Genomic DNA, 14,709 nt, shown 5'->3' on the forward strand with positions numbered 1-14,709 from the left:
CGGCCTCAGCGCCTCACGGCCGTCGCGGGCTCCGGGGCCCGGTCGGGCAGTGGCGTCGCGGGCTCCGGGGCCCGTTCCGGGTCGTGGGCGCGGCGTCTGGCGATGACCGCGCAGACCATCAGCTGCATCTGGTGGAAGAGCATCAGGGGCAGGACCGCCAGGGAGGCCTGCGCCCCGAACAGCACGCTCGCCATCGGGAGCCCGGCCGCCAGGCTCTTCTTCGAGCCCGCGAACTGGATCGCGACCCGGTCCTCGCGGTCGAACCCGAGCCGCCTCGCGCCGTACCAGGTCAGGGCCAGCATCACCGCCAGCAGCACCGCTTCGACGACGAGCAGCAGTCCGAGCCGCACCGGGGTGACCTGGTGCCAGATGCCGGCGACCATGCCGTGGCTGAAGGCCGTGTAGACGACGAGCAGGATCGAGCCCCGGTCGACGTACCCGAGCACCTTCTTCCTCCGGACGACGAACCCGCCGACCCAGCGCCGCAGCGCCTGTCCCGCCAGGAAGGGCACGAGGAGCTGGAGCACGATCTTCAGGAGCGAATCGGCCGAGAATCCGCCCGCACCGCCGCCGAGGAGCACGGCGGCGAGCAGCGGGGTGAGCACGATGCCGGCCAGGGAGGAGAAGGAGCCCGCGCAGATCGCGGCGGGGACGTTGCCCCGGGCGATCGAGGTGAACGCGATCGAGGACTGGACGGTGGACGGCACCAGGCAGAGGAAGAGCAGGCCGCTGTAGAGCGGGGGCGTGAGAACGGCCGGGACCAGCCCCTTCGCCGCCAGTCCGAGCAGCGGGAAGACGGCGAAGGTCGCCGCGAGGACCGTGACGTGGAGCCGCCAGTGCCCCAGCCCGTCCAGCGCCTCGCGGGTGGAGAGCCGCGCGCCGTACAGGAAGAAGAGCAGTGCGATGGCCGCCTTCGAGGCCCCGTCGGCGACCGTCGCGGCCGCGCCGGCGGCGGGCAGCAGCGCCGCGATGCCGACCGTGGCGAGCAGGGCCGCGATGTACGGGTCGACCGGCAGCCGGGACGGCAGGAGGGTGGTACGGCGGCTCATGTGCTCCACTGCTCTCGGGCGACAGATCGTGCCTCCCCATCCTGCTCCCCCGCCCGGCGATCGGGAATCCCGTACAGTGCTCTGACTGTCATCACGTTTCGCGATGACCGCGCTAACCTGGGCGCCGTGTACGAACCTGCGCAGCTCCGTACCTTTCTCGCCGTCGCGCAGACGCTGAGCTTCACCCAGGCCGCCCGGCGGCTCGGGGTGCGGCAGTCGACCGTGAGCCAGCATGTGCGGCGGCTCGAGGACGCCACCGGGCGTCAGCTGTTCACACGGGACACCCACAGCGTCGAGCTGACGGAGGACGGCGAGGCGATGCTCGGCTTCGCCCGGACGATCCTCCAGGCCCATGAGCGGGCGGCCTCCTATTTCACCGGTACCCGGCTGCGCGGGCGGCTGCGCTTCGGGGCATCGGAGGACTTCGTGGTGACACGGCTGCCCGAGATCCTGGAGTCGTTCCGGCGCGAGCACCCCGAGGTGGATCTCGAGCTGACGGTCGAGCTGTCCGGGACGCTCGACGCCCGGTTGGAGGCGGGCCGGCTCGACCTGATCCTCGCCAAGCGGCGCACGGAGGAGAGCGCGGGCGAGCTGGTCTGGCAGGACTCGCTGATCTGGATCGGCGCGCCGCGGCTGCGTCTCGACCCGGACCGTCCGGTGCCGCTGATCGTCTTCCCTCCGCCGGGCATCACTCGTGCCCGGGCCCTCGAAGCCCTGGAGGCGCAGGGGCGGGCCTGGCGGATCGCGTGCACGAGCAGCAGTCTGAGTGCGAACATCGCGGCGGCGCGGGCCGGTCTGGGGGTGATGGCGCACACCCGTGGCCTGGTACCGCCCGGGCTGTCGCAACTGCCGGCCCGTGCGGGGCTGCCGGACCTGGGCGACGTCGACTTCGTCCTGCGCAAGGGGCGCCGGCGCGGGAAGGCGCAGGAGGCGGCCGACGCCCTGGCCGCGGCGATCCTCGCGGGTGGTGACCGGCTCAACCGGCCCCACCAGGCCGCCGGACCGCTCGGTCCCTGAACCCTGGGCGAGCGAGTGAGCGGCCGGTACAGATTCCGTGGAGATTCCCCCTGGGCTTACTTACCCCACGGTCAGTAACGCCCCCCGACCACCCGCCACTTGCCCTCCTTCACTCCCCTGACCTGTGACAACACCCAATGTCCCGGCTTGGTGAAGGCCCTCCCGCCCGCCAGTCGGGTGGGGTACCGTCACCCGCGCCGTACGGAGCGCGACAACGAGCGGTCGAGGAGCAGGTCTTTGCGCGAGTTCACCGTGCCGCCCATCGAGGCGGCGCCTCAGGTCGGCGGTCTGGCGGACGCCGTGTTCGACCACGCCGAGCAGACGCCCGACCGGGTCGCCTTCGGCCGCAAGGACGCCGCGGGCGAGTGGCAGGACGTGACCTCGGCGCAGTTCAGGGACGAGGTGCTCGCGCTCGCGAAGGGGCTGATCGCACACGGCGTACGGTTCGCCGACCGGGTCGCCATCATGGCCAGGACCCGCTACGAATGGACTCTGTTCGACTTCGCGCTCTGGACGCTGGGCGCCCAGTCGGTGCCGATCTACCCCACCTCATCGGCCGAGCAGGTCTACTGGATGCTGCACGACGCCGAGGTCACCGCCTGCGTGGTGGAGCACGAGGACCACGCGATGACGATCGGTTCGGTGGTCGACCGGCTGCCGCGGCTCCAGCGGCTGTGGCAGCTGGACGCGGGCGCCGTGGACGAGCTGATGGCGGCGGGTACGGAGATCGACGAGGACGTCGTGCAGCGGCACCGCCGCGCGGTGACACCGGACTCGGTGGCCACGATCATCTACACCTCGGGCACCACGGGCCGCCCCAAGGGCTGCGTGATCACCCACTCCAACTTCATGTTCGAGACGGACATGCTGGTCGGCCGCTGGGAGCCGGTCTTCCACTCCAAGCCGGGCGACGAGGCCTCGACCCTGCTCTTCCTCCCCCTCGCCCATGTCTTCGGACGGATGGTGGAGGTCGCGGCGGTGCAGAGCGGGGTGAAGATGGGGCACCAGCCGGTGCTGGCGGCTTCCGCGCTCCTGCCGGACCTGGCGTCCTTCCGGCCGACGTTCATCCTGGCCGTGCCCTACATCTTCGAGAAGGTCTTCCACGCCGCCCGCCGCAAGGCCGAGAGCGACGGGAAGGCGGGCCCCTTCGACAAGGCCGTCGACGTGGCGGTGAAGTACGCGGAGGCGATGGAGCACAAGGCGTTCGGCATCGGTCCGGGGCCGTCGGCCGGGCTCCGGATGCAGCACCAGTTCTTCGAGAAGGTCGTGTACGGGAAGGTCCGTGACGCCATGGGCGGGCGGGTCCGGCACGCGATGTCGGGCGGCTCGGGCATGGACCGGCGCCTCGGCCTCTTCTTCGAGGGCGCCGGGGTGACCGTCTTCGAGGGGTACGGCCTGACGGAGTCCTCCGCGGCGGCGACGGCGAACCCGCCCGAGCGCGTCAAGTACGGGACGGTCGGGCAGCCGGTACCGGGGACGACGGTGCACATCGCCGAGGACGGGGAGGTGTGGCTGCACGGCGGCCAGATCTTCTCCGGGTACCTCAACAACCCGCAGGCCACCTCGGCCGTCCTCAACGACGGCTGGCTGGCCACCGGCGACCTGGGAATGCTCGACGAGGACGGCTTTCTGACCATCACCGGGCGCAAGAAGGAGATCCTGGTGACCTCGGGCGGCAAGAGCGTCTCGCCCGCCGGCCTGGAGGAGCGTGTCCGAGCACATCCGCTGATCGCCCAGTGCATCGTCGTGGGCAACGACCGGCCCTACATCGCCGCCCTGGTGACGATGGATCAGGAGGCGGTGGACCACTGGCTGGCGATGCAGGGGCGCGCGCCCCTGCCGGCGGCCGACCTGGTGCGCGACCCGACCCTGGAGACGGAGATCCGGCGGGCCGTGGTGGCGGCCAACACCCTGGTCTCGCAGGCGGAGTCGATCCGGACCTTCCGGATCCTGGCCCATCCGTTCAGCGAGGAGCACGGACTGCTCACGCCCTCACTCAAGCTCAAGCGCAAGGCGATCGAGAACGCCTACGCGGCGGAGGTCGAGGCGCTGTACGGCTGACGGGGGCGGAGGTCGCGGACCCCGTAGGGCCGACCCGGGGCCGCGGGAATGGCCGCCCGCCCTTCATCTGACGGAGCATCAATTGACGTAGCATCAGTTATTGACGGTTCATCAGCCCGGTCACAGAATGCGGTCACCCGACGGAGGGACGACCGACGTGTCGCGACCGATCCGAACCCTCGCCGCCGCCGCGGCGGCCCTGCTCCTGGCCACGGCCTGCAACTCCGCCTCCACCGGCGGGAGTTCGGAGAAGCCCGGCTCCCCCGGCTCCTCCGCACGCGGAGTCACCGCCGACGCGATCAAGGTCGGTGGCATCGTATCCATGACCACCGCGAGCGGCTACTCCAAGAAGGACACCGACCTCGGCGCCAGGGCCCGCTACGACCGGGCCAACGCCGAGGGCGGGATCAACGGCCGGAGGATCGACTATCTGGGCGCCGAGGACGACGGACAGGACCCGGCCAAGAACCTGGCCGCGGCACGCAAGCTCGTCCAGCAGGACAAGGTCTTCGCGGTCTCCCCCATGAGCTCGGTCACCTTCGCCGGGGCCGACTTCCTCGACGGCCAGAAGGTCCCGACCGTGGGCTGGGGCACGCTCCCCTCGTTCTGCGGCCCGAAGCACGTCTACGGCTTCAACGGCTGCCTCGTCCCGACTCCCGGCGGCACACTCAACCAGACCTGGCCCGAGGGCCTGGCCGCCGTGCTCGGCGGTGCGCGCGGCAAGTCGGTCGCGCTCATCGCGGGTGACAACGACGCCGGAAAGTTCGGCATCCGCACGTTCACCCAGGGGTTCAGGGCGGCGGGCTTCGACGTCCCCTACGCGAAGGCCGTGGTGCCCGCGACCTCGATGCCCAGCGACTGGTCGGCGTACACCAAGGAGATCCTGCGCTCGGGCCCGGGCGGCGGGGCGCCCGACGCCGTGGTCTCCGTGATGCAGACGCCGTACAACATCGGCCTGTTCACCGCACTGAAGCGGTCCGGGTACAAGGGCCTGCTCTCCGACCCGACGGACTACGATCCCGGACTGCTCGCGAAGGACGCGACGAAGCAGGCGCTCGACGGGGTCCATGTGCTGCTGCAGTTCCAGCCGTTCGAGGCCGACAGCCCCGCGATGCGGCAGTTCAAGGCGGACATCAGAAAGGCGGCGGGCGGCCAGGATGTCCCGCTCAACATGCACATGATGACCGGACTGATGTAGCAGGCACCCTCTGCGACCTGCCCCCTCTCCCTCATTGTGGCTCTGACCTGGGGTTTTTCCGAAGTGGCACTGGACACGTCAAGACGGCTAGTACCGTTTGCGGACAAGATCAACTCCCACTCGTTTCCCATTTCCCCCTGGAAACACCAAACCGGGACTGGACCGCGCGCCCTTGGAGGCGACTGCAGCGACCCAGTCCCGGCATATGGCCAACGAATGCCTCGTACAGGAATCACGCCCTGGGTGACACTCGTCGATGCGCCCATCCGCCGTTGGGAGACGGATGGTCGCTGGGGCCGCTTCCGGTCGCGTGCGGGTACAGGCGGCGGAGGCGGTCCCGTCGGCCGCCCGGGACCCTGAACCCGAACCGCCGAACTCTCACTTTTCAGTTGCCGCGAGGGCGGGCTTCCGGACATCCGAGGCCTAGATATATCTAGCCATCACGGTACCTCTTACTGTGCGACGTCACGTCATGATCGTCGCCAGGGGTTCCATGTCAGCCGACGCGCGCTACCGCCGCATCGCCGCTGACATCCGCGACCGCATCGAAGCCGGCGAGTGGGCCATAGGCGAGAAGCTCCCGTCCCGCGAAGCGATGGCTGCCGAGTACGACGTTCACCCGCAGACGATGCGCCTGGCCCATCTCCTCCTCCGTCGGACTGGAATCCTTGAGGGAGAGAAGCGCCGAGGGGTCTACGTGGCGCACCCTCCTGCTATGCGCACCCTCACGGACGCGGACGCCGACTGGCCCCACTCATCCGAGACAACCGACACCCGGGCCCGGCGGGCCGATGCCGAGCTTGCCGCCCGCCTGGACGTACCCGTGGGGGCCACCCTGCAGCACGAGACTGTCGAGTGCCTGGATCCAGGCGGCCGGTCGGCCATGCTCGTGTCGTCGTGGTGGCGCGGCCGGCGCCGGCCACACGCGAGCTACGTCGCCGAACTGGGCGTGGCGCCGCTGAGCGAAGAGCAGGCGGCTGCTCTGGGTCTGCTGGTAGACACCCCGGCCTACCGTCTGGTGCGAACGCGGCTGGATGAGTCTGGGCGCCCTGTGGAGACTGCTGATCTCGTCCTCCCGATGGATCGGTGGCTGATCCGCCTGAGCGGCACGGCGTAGCGCGCGTCGGCGGGGGCGCCCAGTAGTGCCGGGCCCGACGCACATTACGGAGCATGCACCATTCGGCATATGCCTGGGAACGGGTGTGCGAGTGAAAGTTCTACGTTCCGTTCGCACCGGGTGTGAATATGTAACCGACAGCGAAAGCGGGGCCAATGACTCCGCCTACGGGCAGCATGGCCCATCGTTGCCGGTCGACAACAGAGGGTGCGGGCCTCTATTTGAAACCGATCATTTACCCGGGGTGCAGACACAGGCCCGAGACTGTCAGACCCTCGCCGTAGGCTTGCCGCATGTCCGACATCGAGCAGCCCCACCAGAGCGCTGCGGAGCTCAATGAGCAGATCCGCCGGCTGTGGTCCACGGGCGCGCTGACGGCGGAGGGCGAGGAGGCGTATCAGAGGCTCCTCGTCCGGTGGGCTGAGGCGATGCGCGCCGAGCAGGAGCTGGCCGCTTAGGGCCGCCACTCGTTCTGGTAGTAGGCGTGATCGGCATAGGGCACGGCAAGAAGCCGAAGCGTGGTGCACGGGTAGGCCTGCGGGCTGCTGCCTCCGTGTGTGGGGTAGCCCCACTGCGGGGTAATGCAGGTGCCGCACGAGCCGTCGTTCACGTCGTGATGCTCGTCGAGGATTCGCCGCTTGGCATCGACCTCGGCGAGGACGCGCCCCGGGTCGTGGCGGGCGATGTGCTGACCATCTCCGTCATGAGTGAAGGCAACGGTGCCTGCGTTGGCTTCGTCGCGGACCTCGTGGGCCATGTGGTCGTAGTCCCAGTTGTCCGACGCCTGCCGGTGTGCGCGGGCGGTCTGCTCGTCTTCGTCGAGGCGGGCGCGGAGGAACGCGATCAGGTCGTCCATGAGGCCTCCAACGTGCCCCGCCCGTCGGGCGCTGTCCCCAGTGGCGGGGTCCGACGGGCGGGTTCGAGTGCGCCGCAGCCAGCGAGCGCGGATGGGATTCCATCACGGTAGCGGGCGTCACTGACAATGCCGGGCGGCTGGCATCTCGAATTCGAACAGACGTAGCATTCGAGCCATGAGCCCCTTGTCCATCTCCGAGCGCCTCGCAAAGAAGCGCACCCTGCTCGAGTGGCTCCACTGGCAGGTCGGTCAGACCCAGCGCGAGATCCGGGAGCTCGAGGCTGAGGAGAAGGAAGAGAAGCGCAGGCAGGCCGTCGCACACGCAGAGATGCGATGGAAGATCCTGCCGTCCCGCGCGCCCGAAGGTCAGCCTGTACTGCACCGCGGGAACTGCCGCATCGACCCGCGGCAGACCGGGCTCCTCAACGCCGACGAGCTGATCGCCGCGCTGCGTGAGTTCCCCGACGTCGAGATGTGCGACATCTGCAACATGTGGGGCAGCCTCGCCCAGTTCGGCATCGAGAAGCCGCGGCCCCGGAAGACGCCCGGCCAGGCCTAGGACGCCCGCTTCTTCGTGGCCTTCTTCGCGGTCGTCTTCTTGGTGGCGGTCTTCTTCGCCGCCGCCTTCTTCTTGGCCGCGGCCTTCTTCTTCGGCTTCGGCATCTCGTGCACGGTGGCGTGCTCGCCAGTCTCGCCGCGGGCCTCCTTGGCCTTCGCCACGGACTCCTCCAGCGCGGCCATCAGGTCGACGACCTGCCCGGCCGGCTGCTCCTCCCCCGCGACCGGCTTCGGCTGCCGGTGCTCAGACTTCGCCGCGATGACCTCGACGAGCGCGTCCCGGTAGTCGTCGGTCAGCTCCAGCTCGTCCAGACGGTCGACCGACATCGTCTCCAGCAGCGCGAGCGCGCCCTCGATCTCCTGCTCGCTGAGCTCGCTCTTCTCTGGGGCGAGCTCGGAGGGGTCGCGGACCTCGTCGTCCCAGCGCATGGAGTGCAGCAGCAGGGCGTCACCGTAGGGGCGGAGCAGGCCGAGACGCTCACGGCCGCGGAGGGCGAACTTGGCGACGGCCACCTTCTCGGTGCGGCCCAGCGCCTGTCGCAGGAGCGTGTAAGGCTTGGCCGCGACCTGGCCGTCGGCGCTCGCGTAGTAGCTGGACTCCCCGATGTGCCGACGGTCGATCGACTCCCACGGCACGAACGCAACGATCTCGATCGCCTTCGCCGTCGGCAGCGGCATCTCCGCCAGATCCTGGTCGGTGATCGGGATGACGTTGTCCTTGCTGATCTCGTAGCCCTTGCCGATCTCGTCCTGCCGCAGCTCCTGGCCGTCGATCTCGCAGTACTTCCTGTACCGGATCTGGCCGCCGTCCTCGACGTGGATCTGGCGGAAGGAGATGCTGTGGCTCTCGGTGGCCGGCTCCAGCTTGATAGGTACCGTGACCAGGCCAAACGAGATCGCGCCGGACCAGATGTGGCGGGGCATGCAAGCCTCCCAGGCACCCCCCTGGGGACGGGGCACCAGGCTAAGCACAGTGTGGGCGTGATCGCACATGCGAAAAGCCGCCCTCCGTAGACGGCCCGACCTGCACAATGCGGCGATGGACTCAGTGACGACCGTGGCTCTCGTGGGTGTGGCGGGGACAGTACTCGGAGCGCTTGTCGGCGCCACAGGGGCGGTGAGAGCAGCCGGCGTCAACAACCGGGGGCAGGCCGCGCTCGAAGACCATAAATCCCGCCGGGCAGCGTACAGCTCCTGCACGACCGCCCTCTTCGCGTGGCGCGACGCTATAGCCGAGCTCATGAAGGGGATGCGCACCGGAAGCCTCGACCTGGAAGCGGCAAAGTCCAAGCTCGGCCAGGTCCAGGCAATGCGCGGGGACGTCATGAAGACGGTGGGTACGGTCGTCGTCGAAGGCCCCGAGTGGCCCGCACACCGCGCACAGAGCGCTGCGCATCAGCTGGGTATCTGGCTAGACGGCCTGGCCTTCTGGATCGCTCGAGGAATGCCCGCTGAGATGCGCGACCACGACCAGTGGCAGAGCCTCGCGGAGGACCACGTCGAGACAGAGCTCTCGCTCGGCTACTTCGCCGAAGCATGCCGGGCCGTCCTGCACCCCCGGGAGCATCAGCCCATCAGGCGCTACCTGAGAATGCGGCGGCAGCGTAGGCGACCATAGCGCCCCGGCTAGGCGGAGCGAGCCCCCTGAGGGCTGGCCGGGGCCCTGCGTAGAAACCACACGAACGACGAAGCCCGCCCCCAACGAGGGGGCGGGCTGACTGCCAGGGCTAGGCGTCGTACTCCCAGGTGCCGGGACGCTGGTAGATACCCTCGAGATTCTTCCGGACCCCCGCCTCGATGCTGCCATCGATACGGCCGCGGGAGCCGCGGATGTTCAGGCCGCAGGCCTCGGCGAACTCGTTCACGTCGAAGTTCGGGTCCAGGTAGCCGAGCACCTGCGCCGTCACCCACATGACGTTCTGGCGGACAGTGTCGGCCTGCTGCGGAGTGAGCACCTCAGGGCCGGCCTTGGTGTCCGTCGCACGGTTGTGGCCAGCGCGATCTCCGCGGAACGGGGCGTCGGTCCAGTCATGATTCCTGATCTCGTCAGCGTGCAGACGAGCGATGCGGCTGAGCGCCATGTGTCCTCCGATCGGACGGGTTGTGCGCCGCCTCCCGATGAGGCGGTTCTGCCCAGCTTGACATACGGCTCCGACATCGCCCCACCGGCTTTGCGACCAGGGCATACGTCCCTCTAGGGGCCTTCACGGAAGGCGTCCAGCAGCATCACAAGGGCGCTACGTTGGAACGGGCTCAGCTGCTGGATTCGCTGAGCGAGCGCAGCCGCCTCGGCTGTCACTGCCTCGTCGCTGCCGCTCTCGCCTTGCTCGCTACCGTCCAGGACTCTCTCGACAGCACCTGCGTGCCAGCCCAGCGCTCTAGCGATCGCTGGCACGGTGTAGGGCATGCGGGTTTTGGGCGGCTTCCCTGCCTCGGCTGCTTGAACGCTTGCGAGCGACACGCCCGCTGTCTGTGCGACCTCTTCCTGCGAACGGCTGCTGTACTGGCGGGCGGTGCGCAGAGCCTGGCCGAGCCGTTCCCAGTCTGCCTCGGTCCACTTCATGCCTGCTCCTGCTCCAATCTCGCCGCACGCCGTGCGGCGAGGACGTCGGCGGGGTGGTCCTCACCTTGGTGCAACTCCAGGTAGACGATGGCTTGGCGCAGGCGCTCGGTTGAGTCCTTCGCGTTGCCAAGCATGACGTTGCAGTGGTGACACAGCAGCGCGCGGACCTTACCGGTCGCATGGTCATGGTCGACGTGAAGGCGTCGCTCGGTATTGGGGGCCTCTCCGCACACTGCACACAGGTGGCCCTGCTCGGCGGCCATCGCGTTGTATTGCTCCAGCGTCATGCCGTAGAGACGCTTGAGGCTCTGCTCGAAGACGCGGTCCTTGCCGTTCCTCTGCTGGTACCGCTCGCGGTGCCAGGCCCGCACACAATCCTTGCAGCGCGGATGGCGACCGCCGTTGTGGCGATAGAACTCCTCGAGCGGCTTGACGGCGGAGCATCCGCGGCAGGCCTTTTCAGCCTGGCTGCTCATACCTGCCTCCGTTCCAGGTACCGGTAGATGGTGGTGCGGGCAACACCAAGTTCATCGGCGATCTGCTGGACGGTGTGCTTGCGCTTCCCGTCCTCGCCGAGTTCGTCGTACATCTCCTGCGCGAGCTTGACCTGTCGCGGCTTGAGTACCGCCTTGCGCCCACCGACCCGTCCGCGGGCGCGTGCAGCGGCGAGCCCGTCGTGAGTGCGCTCGACCATCATCGAGTGCTCGAACTGGGCGATGGCGCCGATGATGGTGAAGAAGAGGACTCCAGCAGGCGTGCTCGTGTCGATGCCCTGGTCGAGCACGACGAGGTCGACGCCGTTGTCCTTGAGCTGTTCGGAGAGTTCGAGCAGGTTCTTCGTGGACCGGCCGAGTCGGTCGAGCTTGGTGATGACGACTTGGTCGCCTGTGCGCGCCGTGAGGAGAACCTTGTCGAGCTCCGGCCGTGAGGCCAGCTTGCCTGATGCCTTGTCGATGAAGATACGGTCGCAGCCGGCGGCGGTGAGTGCGTCGTGCTGCGTCTCCGGGTTCTGGTCGCGGGTGGAGACCCGCCCGTAGCCGATTCTCATGAACTGAGCGTACCGATAAGGGGGGTTAGCGCGTCATAGTTCTGGACACGGGTTTTCGTCATCCTCGTGCTGCAGCGCAGGTATAGACGCTCGGCCTGTCGACATACGATCGTTTGCCGACGCGGCGTCATGTGGCATTACGCCAGATCCGTCCATCCTTCAACCGCCGCTCCGCTATGGTCGGCTCCTCTCATCTCAGACCTTGGGGGGTCTATGTCCTGGAACCAGCCGCCGCCGTACCCGCCGCCGCCGATGCCGCCGCGCCAGCCGGGATGGACACGCAAGCGAGTCATCATTCCCTCTGCGGCAGGCCTGTTCTTCTTCGGAGTCATCGTCGGTTCAGCGGGCAGCAGCGACACCGCGGAGATCAGCGGGGCCGCTAGGCCGACTTCCGCGGCTATCGCAAAGCCGACGCCCACTCCCACGGCGGAGGCCGAAGCAACGGTTGACCCTGCTCCGACCGTCACCAAGTCGGCGACAACAAAGCCGGCATCCACGCAGCCGTCAGCCGTGCCAGCGGATGCCAAGCCAGCTGTCGAAGAAAAGGCAACGGTGCCAAACTTCGTCGGCATGGTCTTGCAGACCGCCCAGGACACCGCACAGGCAGAAGGCTTCTTCTTCCTGACATCGCACGACAGTCTCGGTGCCAGCCGCATGCAGGTCCTGGACCGGAACTGGAAGGTGTGCTCGCAGAGCGTCGCGGCGGGCAAGAAGATGTCGGTCGACACGAAGCTGGACTTCGGCGCGGTCAAACTCGACGAGTCCTGTCCCTGACGCAAGAAGGCCCCCGCTGTCCTGCGCATGGCAGGGCAGCGGGGGCTCTCTCATTCCTCAGGTACAGGCTCAGGCTCGGGTTCGGCCGGCGGCGGTTCGGGCTGTTCGGGCACGACGCCCATGTCGATGAGGGTGACCATGTCAGTGGCAGTCTCGTCGACCCGGCGCTGGATCGGTCGTTGGGACGGAGGCTCGGTCATCGCTCTCCAGTTCACAAGTCGTGGTGGATGAACTCTCGGGCTCGCTGAGGGATCGGCGGGGCGGCGGGCGGCTCGAGCCCCGCCGATCGCACCCACGTCGTCAGGCCGCGGACCCGCTCGATGAGGTAACTGATCGCGACACCGGCGCCCTCGAGTCGCTGGTCTTGCCGGTCTGCTGTCGCCTCCAGCTCCTTGATCTTCAGATCCTGCCGGTCGATCGCCTTCTCCATGCGGTCAGTAACCGCAGTGAAGTCGTCCCGTCGGTGATCCCGCCGGGTCCTCCGCGCTGCCCGGCCACTCCAGAATGCGGCGCCCGCCGAGATGACCGTCGCTGCGGCTGTGGCTGCCGTGGTCCATCCGTCGGAGGTCATGGGCTACTCCAGTTTCTTGGGGCGCGGGGGTTCCCTCCACCCGGCCACCACGATCACCGGCACTGTGGCTACCGCCCAGATCAGTGCCGTCACCCACCCCCTTGCGTTGTCTCCGAGAGGCCACCACGACACGAGGTACGCGAGCATCCAGGGGACGACGATCGCCAGAAGGGCGGGGAAGCCGTACCAGTCCCGCCCTTCCGGTAGTGCAGCTGATGCCATGGCGATGAGACCTGAGGCGATCCAGCACCAGGCCCATCCCTCGAGCGGCATCAGGTGGAGCAGGAGCCGGATGCCGCGGGTGTCCGGCAGAGGCTCGACGAGCTGCCCGAATCCGTACAGCGCCCACAGCGCGCCGAATGAGGCGAGGAATGCGCCGCGGCGGCCGAGGATCCGGGACAGCCGCCGGGCGATGCGGCGCGGCACTCACACCCCAGACAGCGGGCGGTTCGCGGTCGTCGGGCTGACCTGGCCGCGCGTGACGAGACCCAGGACGGCGAGAACGACAGCGTTCAGGGCGCCGACCGTCTCCGGAGCCACGTTGAAGCCGTAGGCGGCGAGCAGGGCCACGCCCGCAGCGACGAGGCCGGTGAACGCCGACGGGGCGATCGGACGGGTCATGGCAGCGGTGGCCGCGGCGAGGGCGGCGGAGATGACGGCGACGATCGCGCCCGCCTGCTCGGTGCTGAGGCCGACGTTGAAGGTGACGAGCAGCGACAGGGTCGCGGAGATAGCGGCGATTACGAGCGCCGGCTCCTTGCCGAAGATTCTCACGATGATGTCCGTTCTGGAGTCAGGAGTTGGTGGGGCCGGTGACGTCGACGTTGACCTGCACGACGGCATCGGCGATGGCCTGCTCGACAGCGGCCACGACCGTCGCGGTGTCGACGTCGTCACCAAGTTGGTCGGCGAGGGTCTTGACCGTGGCGGAGAGGGCCGCGACCTGAGTGGTGAGGGCCTTGGCCATCGCGTGCGTCTGCACGTCGTACCCGTAGGCGTCGGGGATGGGCTTGCCAGTGGCCTCGAGCGACGCGTCGTTGGCGGCCTTGTTGCGGTAGCCGTGGACCGCGAGCGCGATCCGGTTGGCGTCGTCGGCGGTGATCGCCACGTCGTCCTCCTCAGGTTCAGGGGTGGGATTGGTGCCCGTGGCGTGGGCGAGCACGCGGGCGAAGTTGAGGTTGCCGGGGTCGCCGTGGTCGTTCTCCGGCACGTGCTGGTGGCCGAGCCAGCCGTAGTAGGCGTTCCACTGGGCGCCGCTGAGACGGACGCCGTTCGCGCCGTAGGAGCCGCCGACCTGGCCCTTGTTGTAGGGCTTCCAGGTGACGGTCGACCGGAGCGCGATGCCGTGGTTGTCGTGCGACCACTTCACGAAATTGGCGAGCTCGGCGAGCGCCCAGTCCGGTGCGGCGGGCCAGAAGATGTAGTCGACGCCGGCCCGCTTGCCGTCCCAGGTGGACGCCTTGCGTTCGTCGCAGGTGCCGACAAGTTCGATCTGCACGGCGTTCGCCGTGTTCGTGTCGACACCACCCGCCTTGTTGACCAGGGCGCGTGAGGAGACGTCGAAGTCGAAGTGCTGGTACCAGCGCAGCCGCTTGTTCGGAATATCCGGCATGGCAGTGAAGTTCGGCGCCGAGGCCCCGCCCCCGTAGTCCGGGACGGTCCGGCCCTCTGTTGTGTGGATGACGCCGACATTCGACTCCATCGCAGTGCCGCCCCACCGGGCCTGATACCAGTAGGCAGTGGACGCGCCAGGGAAGCGCTGTGGTCCGGTCTTGGCCATCAGGCCTCCAGGAATGACGAAAGCCTTAGAACCAGTGGTGTGGTCCCAAGGGGATTTGGGCAGTTTGGTCGTGGTCCGGGGGAACCGGGTGTGGCTGATGACGAAAGTGCCGACCAT

At 68.4% G+C, this 14,709-nt stretch carries 18 protein-coding genes and 1 pseudogene; 8 read left to right on the forward strand and 11 right to left on the reverse strand.

The genetic code is table 11. The features are described from left to right. Window positions 1–5 precede the first annotated feature (5 nt). A complete protein-coding gene (locus ACZ3IJ_RS30855; RefSeq protein ID WP_467473492.1) occupies window positions 6–1,049 on the reverse strand; it encodes a bile acid:sodium symporter family protein in 1,044 nt (347 codons plus the stop codon). A 126-nt stretch (window positions 1,050–1,175) separates the two neighbouring features. On the opposite strand from ACZ3IJ_RS30855, the gene ACZ3IJ_RS30860 reads away from it, so the two are divergent. The 5 genes and pseudogenes from ACZ3IJ_RS30860 to ACZ3IJ_RS30880 all read left to right on the forward strand — a co-directional run bounded on the left by ACZ3IJ_RS30860 (window position 1,176) and on the right by ACZ3IJ_RS30880 (window position 6,900). Continuing rightward, window positions 1,176–2,066, forward strand: coding sequence for a LysR substrate-binding domain-containing protein (locus ACZ3IJ_RS30860; protein ID WP_467473493.1), 891 nt, complete (start codon window positions 1,176–1,178; stop codon window positions 2,064–2,066). 237 nt (window positions 2,067–2,303) lie between these two features. Then, window positions 2,304–4,127: an AMP-dependent synthetase/ligase gene (locus ACZ3IJ_RS30865; RefSeq protein ID WP_467473494.1), complete on the forward strand. Its 1,824-nt coding sequence runs from the start codon at window positions 2,304–2,306 to the stop codon at window positions 4,125–4,127. 157 nt (window positions 4,128–4,284) lie between these two features. Then, window positions 4,285–5,322, forward strand: a pseudogene (locus ACZ3IJ_RS30870) (ABC transporter substrate-binding protein); the annotation flags it as partial. A gap of 475 nt (window positions 5,323–5,797) precedes the next feature. Next, window positions 5,798–6,442, forward strand: coding sequence for a GntR family transcriptional regulator (locus tag ACZ3IJ_RS30875; RefSeq protein WP_467473496.1), 645 nt, complete (start codon window positions 5,798–5,800; stop codon window positions 6,440–6,442). Between the two features lie 293 nt (window positions 6,443–6,735). Next, the gene (locus ACZ3IJ_RS30880) at window positions 6,736–6,900 is read left to right on the forward strand and encodes a hypothetical protein (protein ID WP_467473498.1); all 165 of its coding nucleotides are present in this window, start codon (window positions 6,736–6,738) and stop codon (window positions 6,898–6,900) included. On the opposite strand, the gene ACZ3IJ_RS30885 is transcribed toward ACZ3IJ_RS30880, so the two are convergent. Further along, on the reverse strand, window positions 6,897–7,298 hold the full coding sequence (locus ACZ3IJ_RS30885) for a DUF6221 family protein (RefSeq protein WP_467473499.1): 402 nt from the start codon (window positions 7,296–7,298) through the stop codon (window positions 6,897–6,899). The genes ACZ3IJ_RS30880 and ACZ3IJ_RS30885 overlap by 4 nt on opposite strands. 175 nt (window positions 7,299–7,473) lie before the next feature. Here ACZ3IJ_RS30885 and ACZ3IJ_RS30890 point away from each other — a divergent pair, with 175 nt between their 5' ends. Continuing rightward, complete coding sequence (locus ACZ3IJ_RS30890; RefSeq protein ID WP_467473501.1) at window positions 7,474–7,857, forward strand: DUF6233 domain-containing protein; 384 nt, start codon at window positions 7,474–7,476, stop codon at window positions 7,855–7,857. On the opposite strand, the gene ku is transcribed toward ACZ3IJ_RS30890, so the two are convergent. Beyond that, the gene (ku, locus tag ACZ3IJ_RS30895) at window positions 7,854–8,780 is read right to left on the reverse strand and encodes a non-homologous end joining protein Ku (RefSeq protein ID WP_467473504.1); all 927 of its coding nucleotides are present in this window, start codon (window positions 8,778–8,780) and stop codon (window positions 7,854–7,856) included. The two genes, ACZ3IJ_RS30890 and ku, sit on opposite strands and share 4 nt — an antisense overlap. Window positions 8,781–8,895: 115 nt before the next feature. Here ku and ACZ3IJ_RS30900 point away from each other — a divergent pair, with 115 nt between their 5' ends. After that, a complete protein-coding gene (locus ACZ3IJ_RS30900) occupies window positions 8,896–9,474 on the forward strand; it encodes a hypothetical protein (RefSeq protein ID WP_467473506.1) in 579 nt (192 codons plus the stop codon). A gap of 109 nt (window positions 9,475–9,583) precedes the next feature. Here ACZ3IJ_RS30900 and ACZ3IJ_RS30905 read toward each other — a convergent pair whose 3' ends face one another. The 4 genes from ACZ3IJ_RS30905 to ACZ3IJ_RS30920 form a co-directional block, all read right to left on the reverse strand. Continuing rightward, complete coding sequence (locus tag ACZ3IJ_RS30905) at window positions 9,584–9,937, reverse strand: hypothetical protein (RefSeq protein ID WP_467473508.1); 354 nt, start codon at window positions 9,935–9,937, stop codon at window positions 9,584–9,586. Window positions 9,938–10,050: 113 nt separating this feature from the next. Further along, window positions 10,051–10,419, reverse strand: a complete 369-nt coding sequence (locus ACZ3IJ_RS30910; RefSeq protein WP_467473510.1) for a helix-turn-helix domain-containing protein — start codon at window positions 10,417–10,419, stop codon at window positions 10,051–10,053. Next, window positions 10,416–10,895 carry an endonuclease VII domain-containing protein gene (locus ACZ3IJ_RS30915; protein WP_467473513.1) on the reverse strand — a complete coding sequence of 160 codons (480 nt, stop codon included), beginning with the start codon at window positions 10,893–10,895 and terminating at the stop codon, window positions 10,416–10,418. The genes ACZ3IJ_RS30910 and ACZ3IJ_RS30915 overlap by 4 nt, the downstream gene beginning before the upstream one ends. Beyond that, window positions 10,892–11,467, reverse strand: coding sequence for a recombinase family protein (locus ACZ3IJ_RS30920; protein WP_467473516.1), 576 nt, complete (start codon window positions 11,465–11,467; stop codon window positions 10,892–10,894). Before ACZ3IJ_RS30920 ends, ACZ3IJ_RS30915 begins: the two co-directional genes overlap by 4 nt. A gap of 213 nt (window positions 11,468–11,680) precedes the next feature. Between ACZ3IJ_RS30920 and ACZ3IJ_RS30925 the strand changes: the two genes are divergently transcribed. Further along, the gene (locus ACZ3IJ_RS30925) at window positions 11,681–12,241 is read left to right on the forward strand and encodes a PASTA domain-containing protein (protein ID WP_467473519.1); all 561 of its coding nucleotides are present in this window, start codon (window positions 11,681–11,683) and stop codon (window positions 12,239–12,241) included. A 211-nt stretch (window positions 12,242–12,452) separates the two neighbouring features. On the opposite strand, the gene ACZ3IJ_RS30930 is transcribed toward ACZ3IJ_RS30925, so the two are convergent. The 4 genes from ACZ3IJ_RS30930 to ACZ3IJ_RS30945 form a co-directional block, all read right to left on the reverse strand. Next, window positions 12,453–12,671: a hypothetical protein gene (locus tag ACZ3IJ_RS30930; RefSeq protein WP_467473521.1), complete on the reverse strand. Its 219-nt coding sequence runs from the start codon at window positions 12,669–12,671 to the stop codon at window positions 12,453–12,455. A 144-nt stretch (window positions 12,672–12,815) separates the two neighbouring features. Continuing rightward, the gene (locus ACZ3IJ_RS30935) at window positions 12,816–13,238 is read right to left on the reverse strand and encodes a hypothetical protein (RefSeq protein ID WP_467473523.1); all 423 of its coding nucleotides are present in this window, start codon (window positions 13,236–13,238) and stop codon (window positions 12,816–12,818) included. Then, window positions 13,239–13,586 (reverse strand): hypothetical protein, encoded by a 348-nt coding sequence (locus ACZ3IJ_RS30940; RefSeq protein WP_467473526.1) that lies wholly within the window; start codon window positions 13,584–13,586, stop codon window positions 13,239–13,241. A 19-nt stretch (window positions 13,587–13,605) separates the two neighbouring features. Then, window positions 13,606–14,424: a hypothetical protein gene (locus ACZ3IJ_RS30945; RefSeq protein WP_467473528.1), complete on the reverse strand. Its 819-nt coding sequence runs from the start codon at window positions 14,422–14,424 to the stop codon at window positions 13,606–13,608. Between the last annotated feature and the right edge of the window lie 285 nt (window positions 14,425–14,709).

It is taken from the genome of Streptomyces sp. NPDC013317, from assembly GCF_055563155.1.

What these genes read in the sequence shown, in the direction of transcription:
- ACZ3IJ_RS30930 (WP_467473521.1), bottom strand. Translation starts at nt 12,671, where the DNA reads ATGGAGAAGGCGATCGACCGGCAGGATCTGAAGATCAAGGAGCTGGAG.
- ACZ3IJ_RS30900 (WP_467473506.1), top strand. Translation starts at nt 8,896, where the DNA reads ATGGACTCAGTGACGACCGTGGCTCTCGTGGGTGTGGCGGGGACAGTA.
- ACZ3IJ_RS30945 (WP_467473528.1), bottom strand. Translation starts at nt 14,424, where the DNA reads ATGCCGGATATTCCGAACAAGCGGCTGCGCTGGTACCAGCACTTCGAC.
- ACZ3IJ_RS30905 (WP_467473508.1), bottom strand. Translation starts at nt 9,937, where the DNA reads ATGGCGCTCAGCCGCATCGCTCGTCTGCACGCTGACGAGATCAGGAAT.
- ACZ3IJ_RS30920 (WP_467473516.1), bottom strand. Translation starts at nt 11,467, where the DNA reads ATGAGAATCGGCTACGGGCGGGTCTCCACCCGCGACCAGAACCCGGAG.
- ku (WP_467473504.1), bottom strand. Translation starts at nt 8,780, where the DNA reads ATGCCCCGCCACATCTGGTCCGGCGCGATCTCGTTTGGCCTGGTCACG.
- ACZ3IJ_RS30910 (WP_467473510.1), bottom strand. Translation starts at nt 10,419, where the DNA reads ATGAAGTGGACCGAGGCAGACTGGGAACGGCTCGGCCAGGCTCTGCGC.
- ACZ3IJ_RS30925 (WP_467473519.1), top strand. Translation starts at nt 11,681, where the DNA reads ATGTCCTGGAACCAGCCGCCGCCGTACCCGCCGCCGCCGATGCCGCCG.
- ACZ3IJ_RS30855 (WP_467473492.1), bottom strand. Translation starts at nt 1,049, where the DNA reads ATGAGCCGCCGTACCACCCTCCTGCCGTCCCGGCTGCCGGTCGACCCG.
- ACZ3IJ_RS30915 (WP_467473513.1), bottom strand. Translation starts at nt 10,895, where the DNA reads ATGAGCAGCCAGGCTGAAAAGGCCTGCCGCGGATGCTCCGCCGTCAAG.
- ACZ3IJ_RS30885 (WP_467473499.1), bottom strand. Translation starts at nt 7,298, where the DNA reads ATGGACGACCTGATCGCGTTCCTCCGCGCCCGCCTCGACGAAGACGAG.
- ACZ3IJ_RS30880 (WP_467473498.1), top strand. Translation starts at nt 6,736, where the DNA reads ATGTCCGACATCGAGCAGCCCCACCAGAGCGCTGCGGAGCTCAATGAG.
- ACZ3IJ_RS30875 (WP_467473496.1), top strand. Translation starts at nt 5,798, where the DNA reads ATGATCGTCGCCAGGGGTTCCATGTCAGCCGACGCGCGCTACCGCCGC.
- ACZ3IJ_RS30890 (WP_467473501.1), top strand. Translation starts at nt 7,474, where the DNA reads ATGAGCCCCTTGTCCATCTCCGAGCGCCTCGCAAAGAAGCGCACCCTG.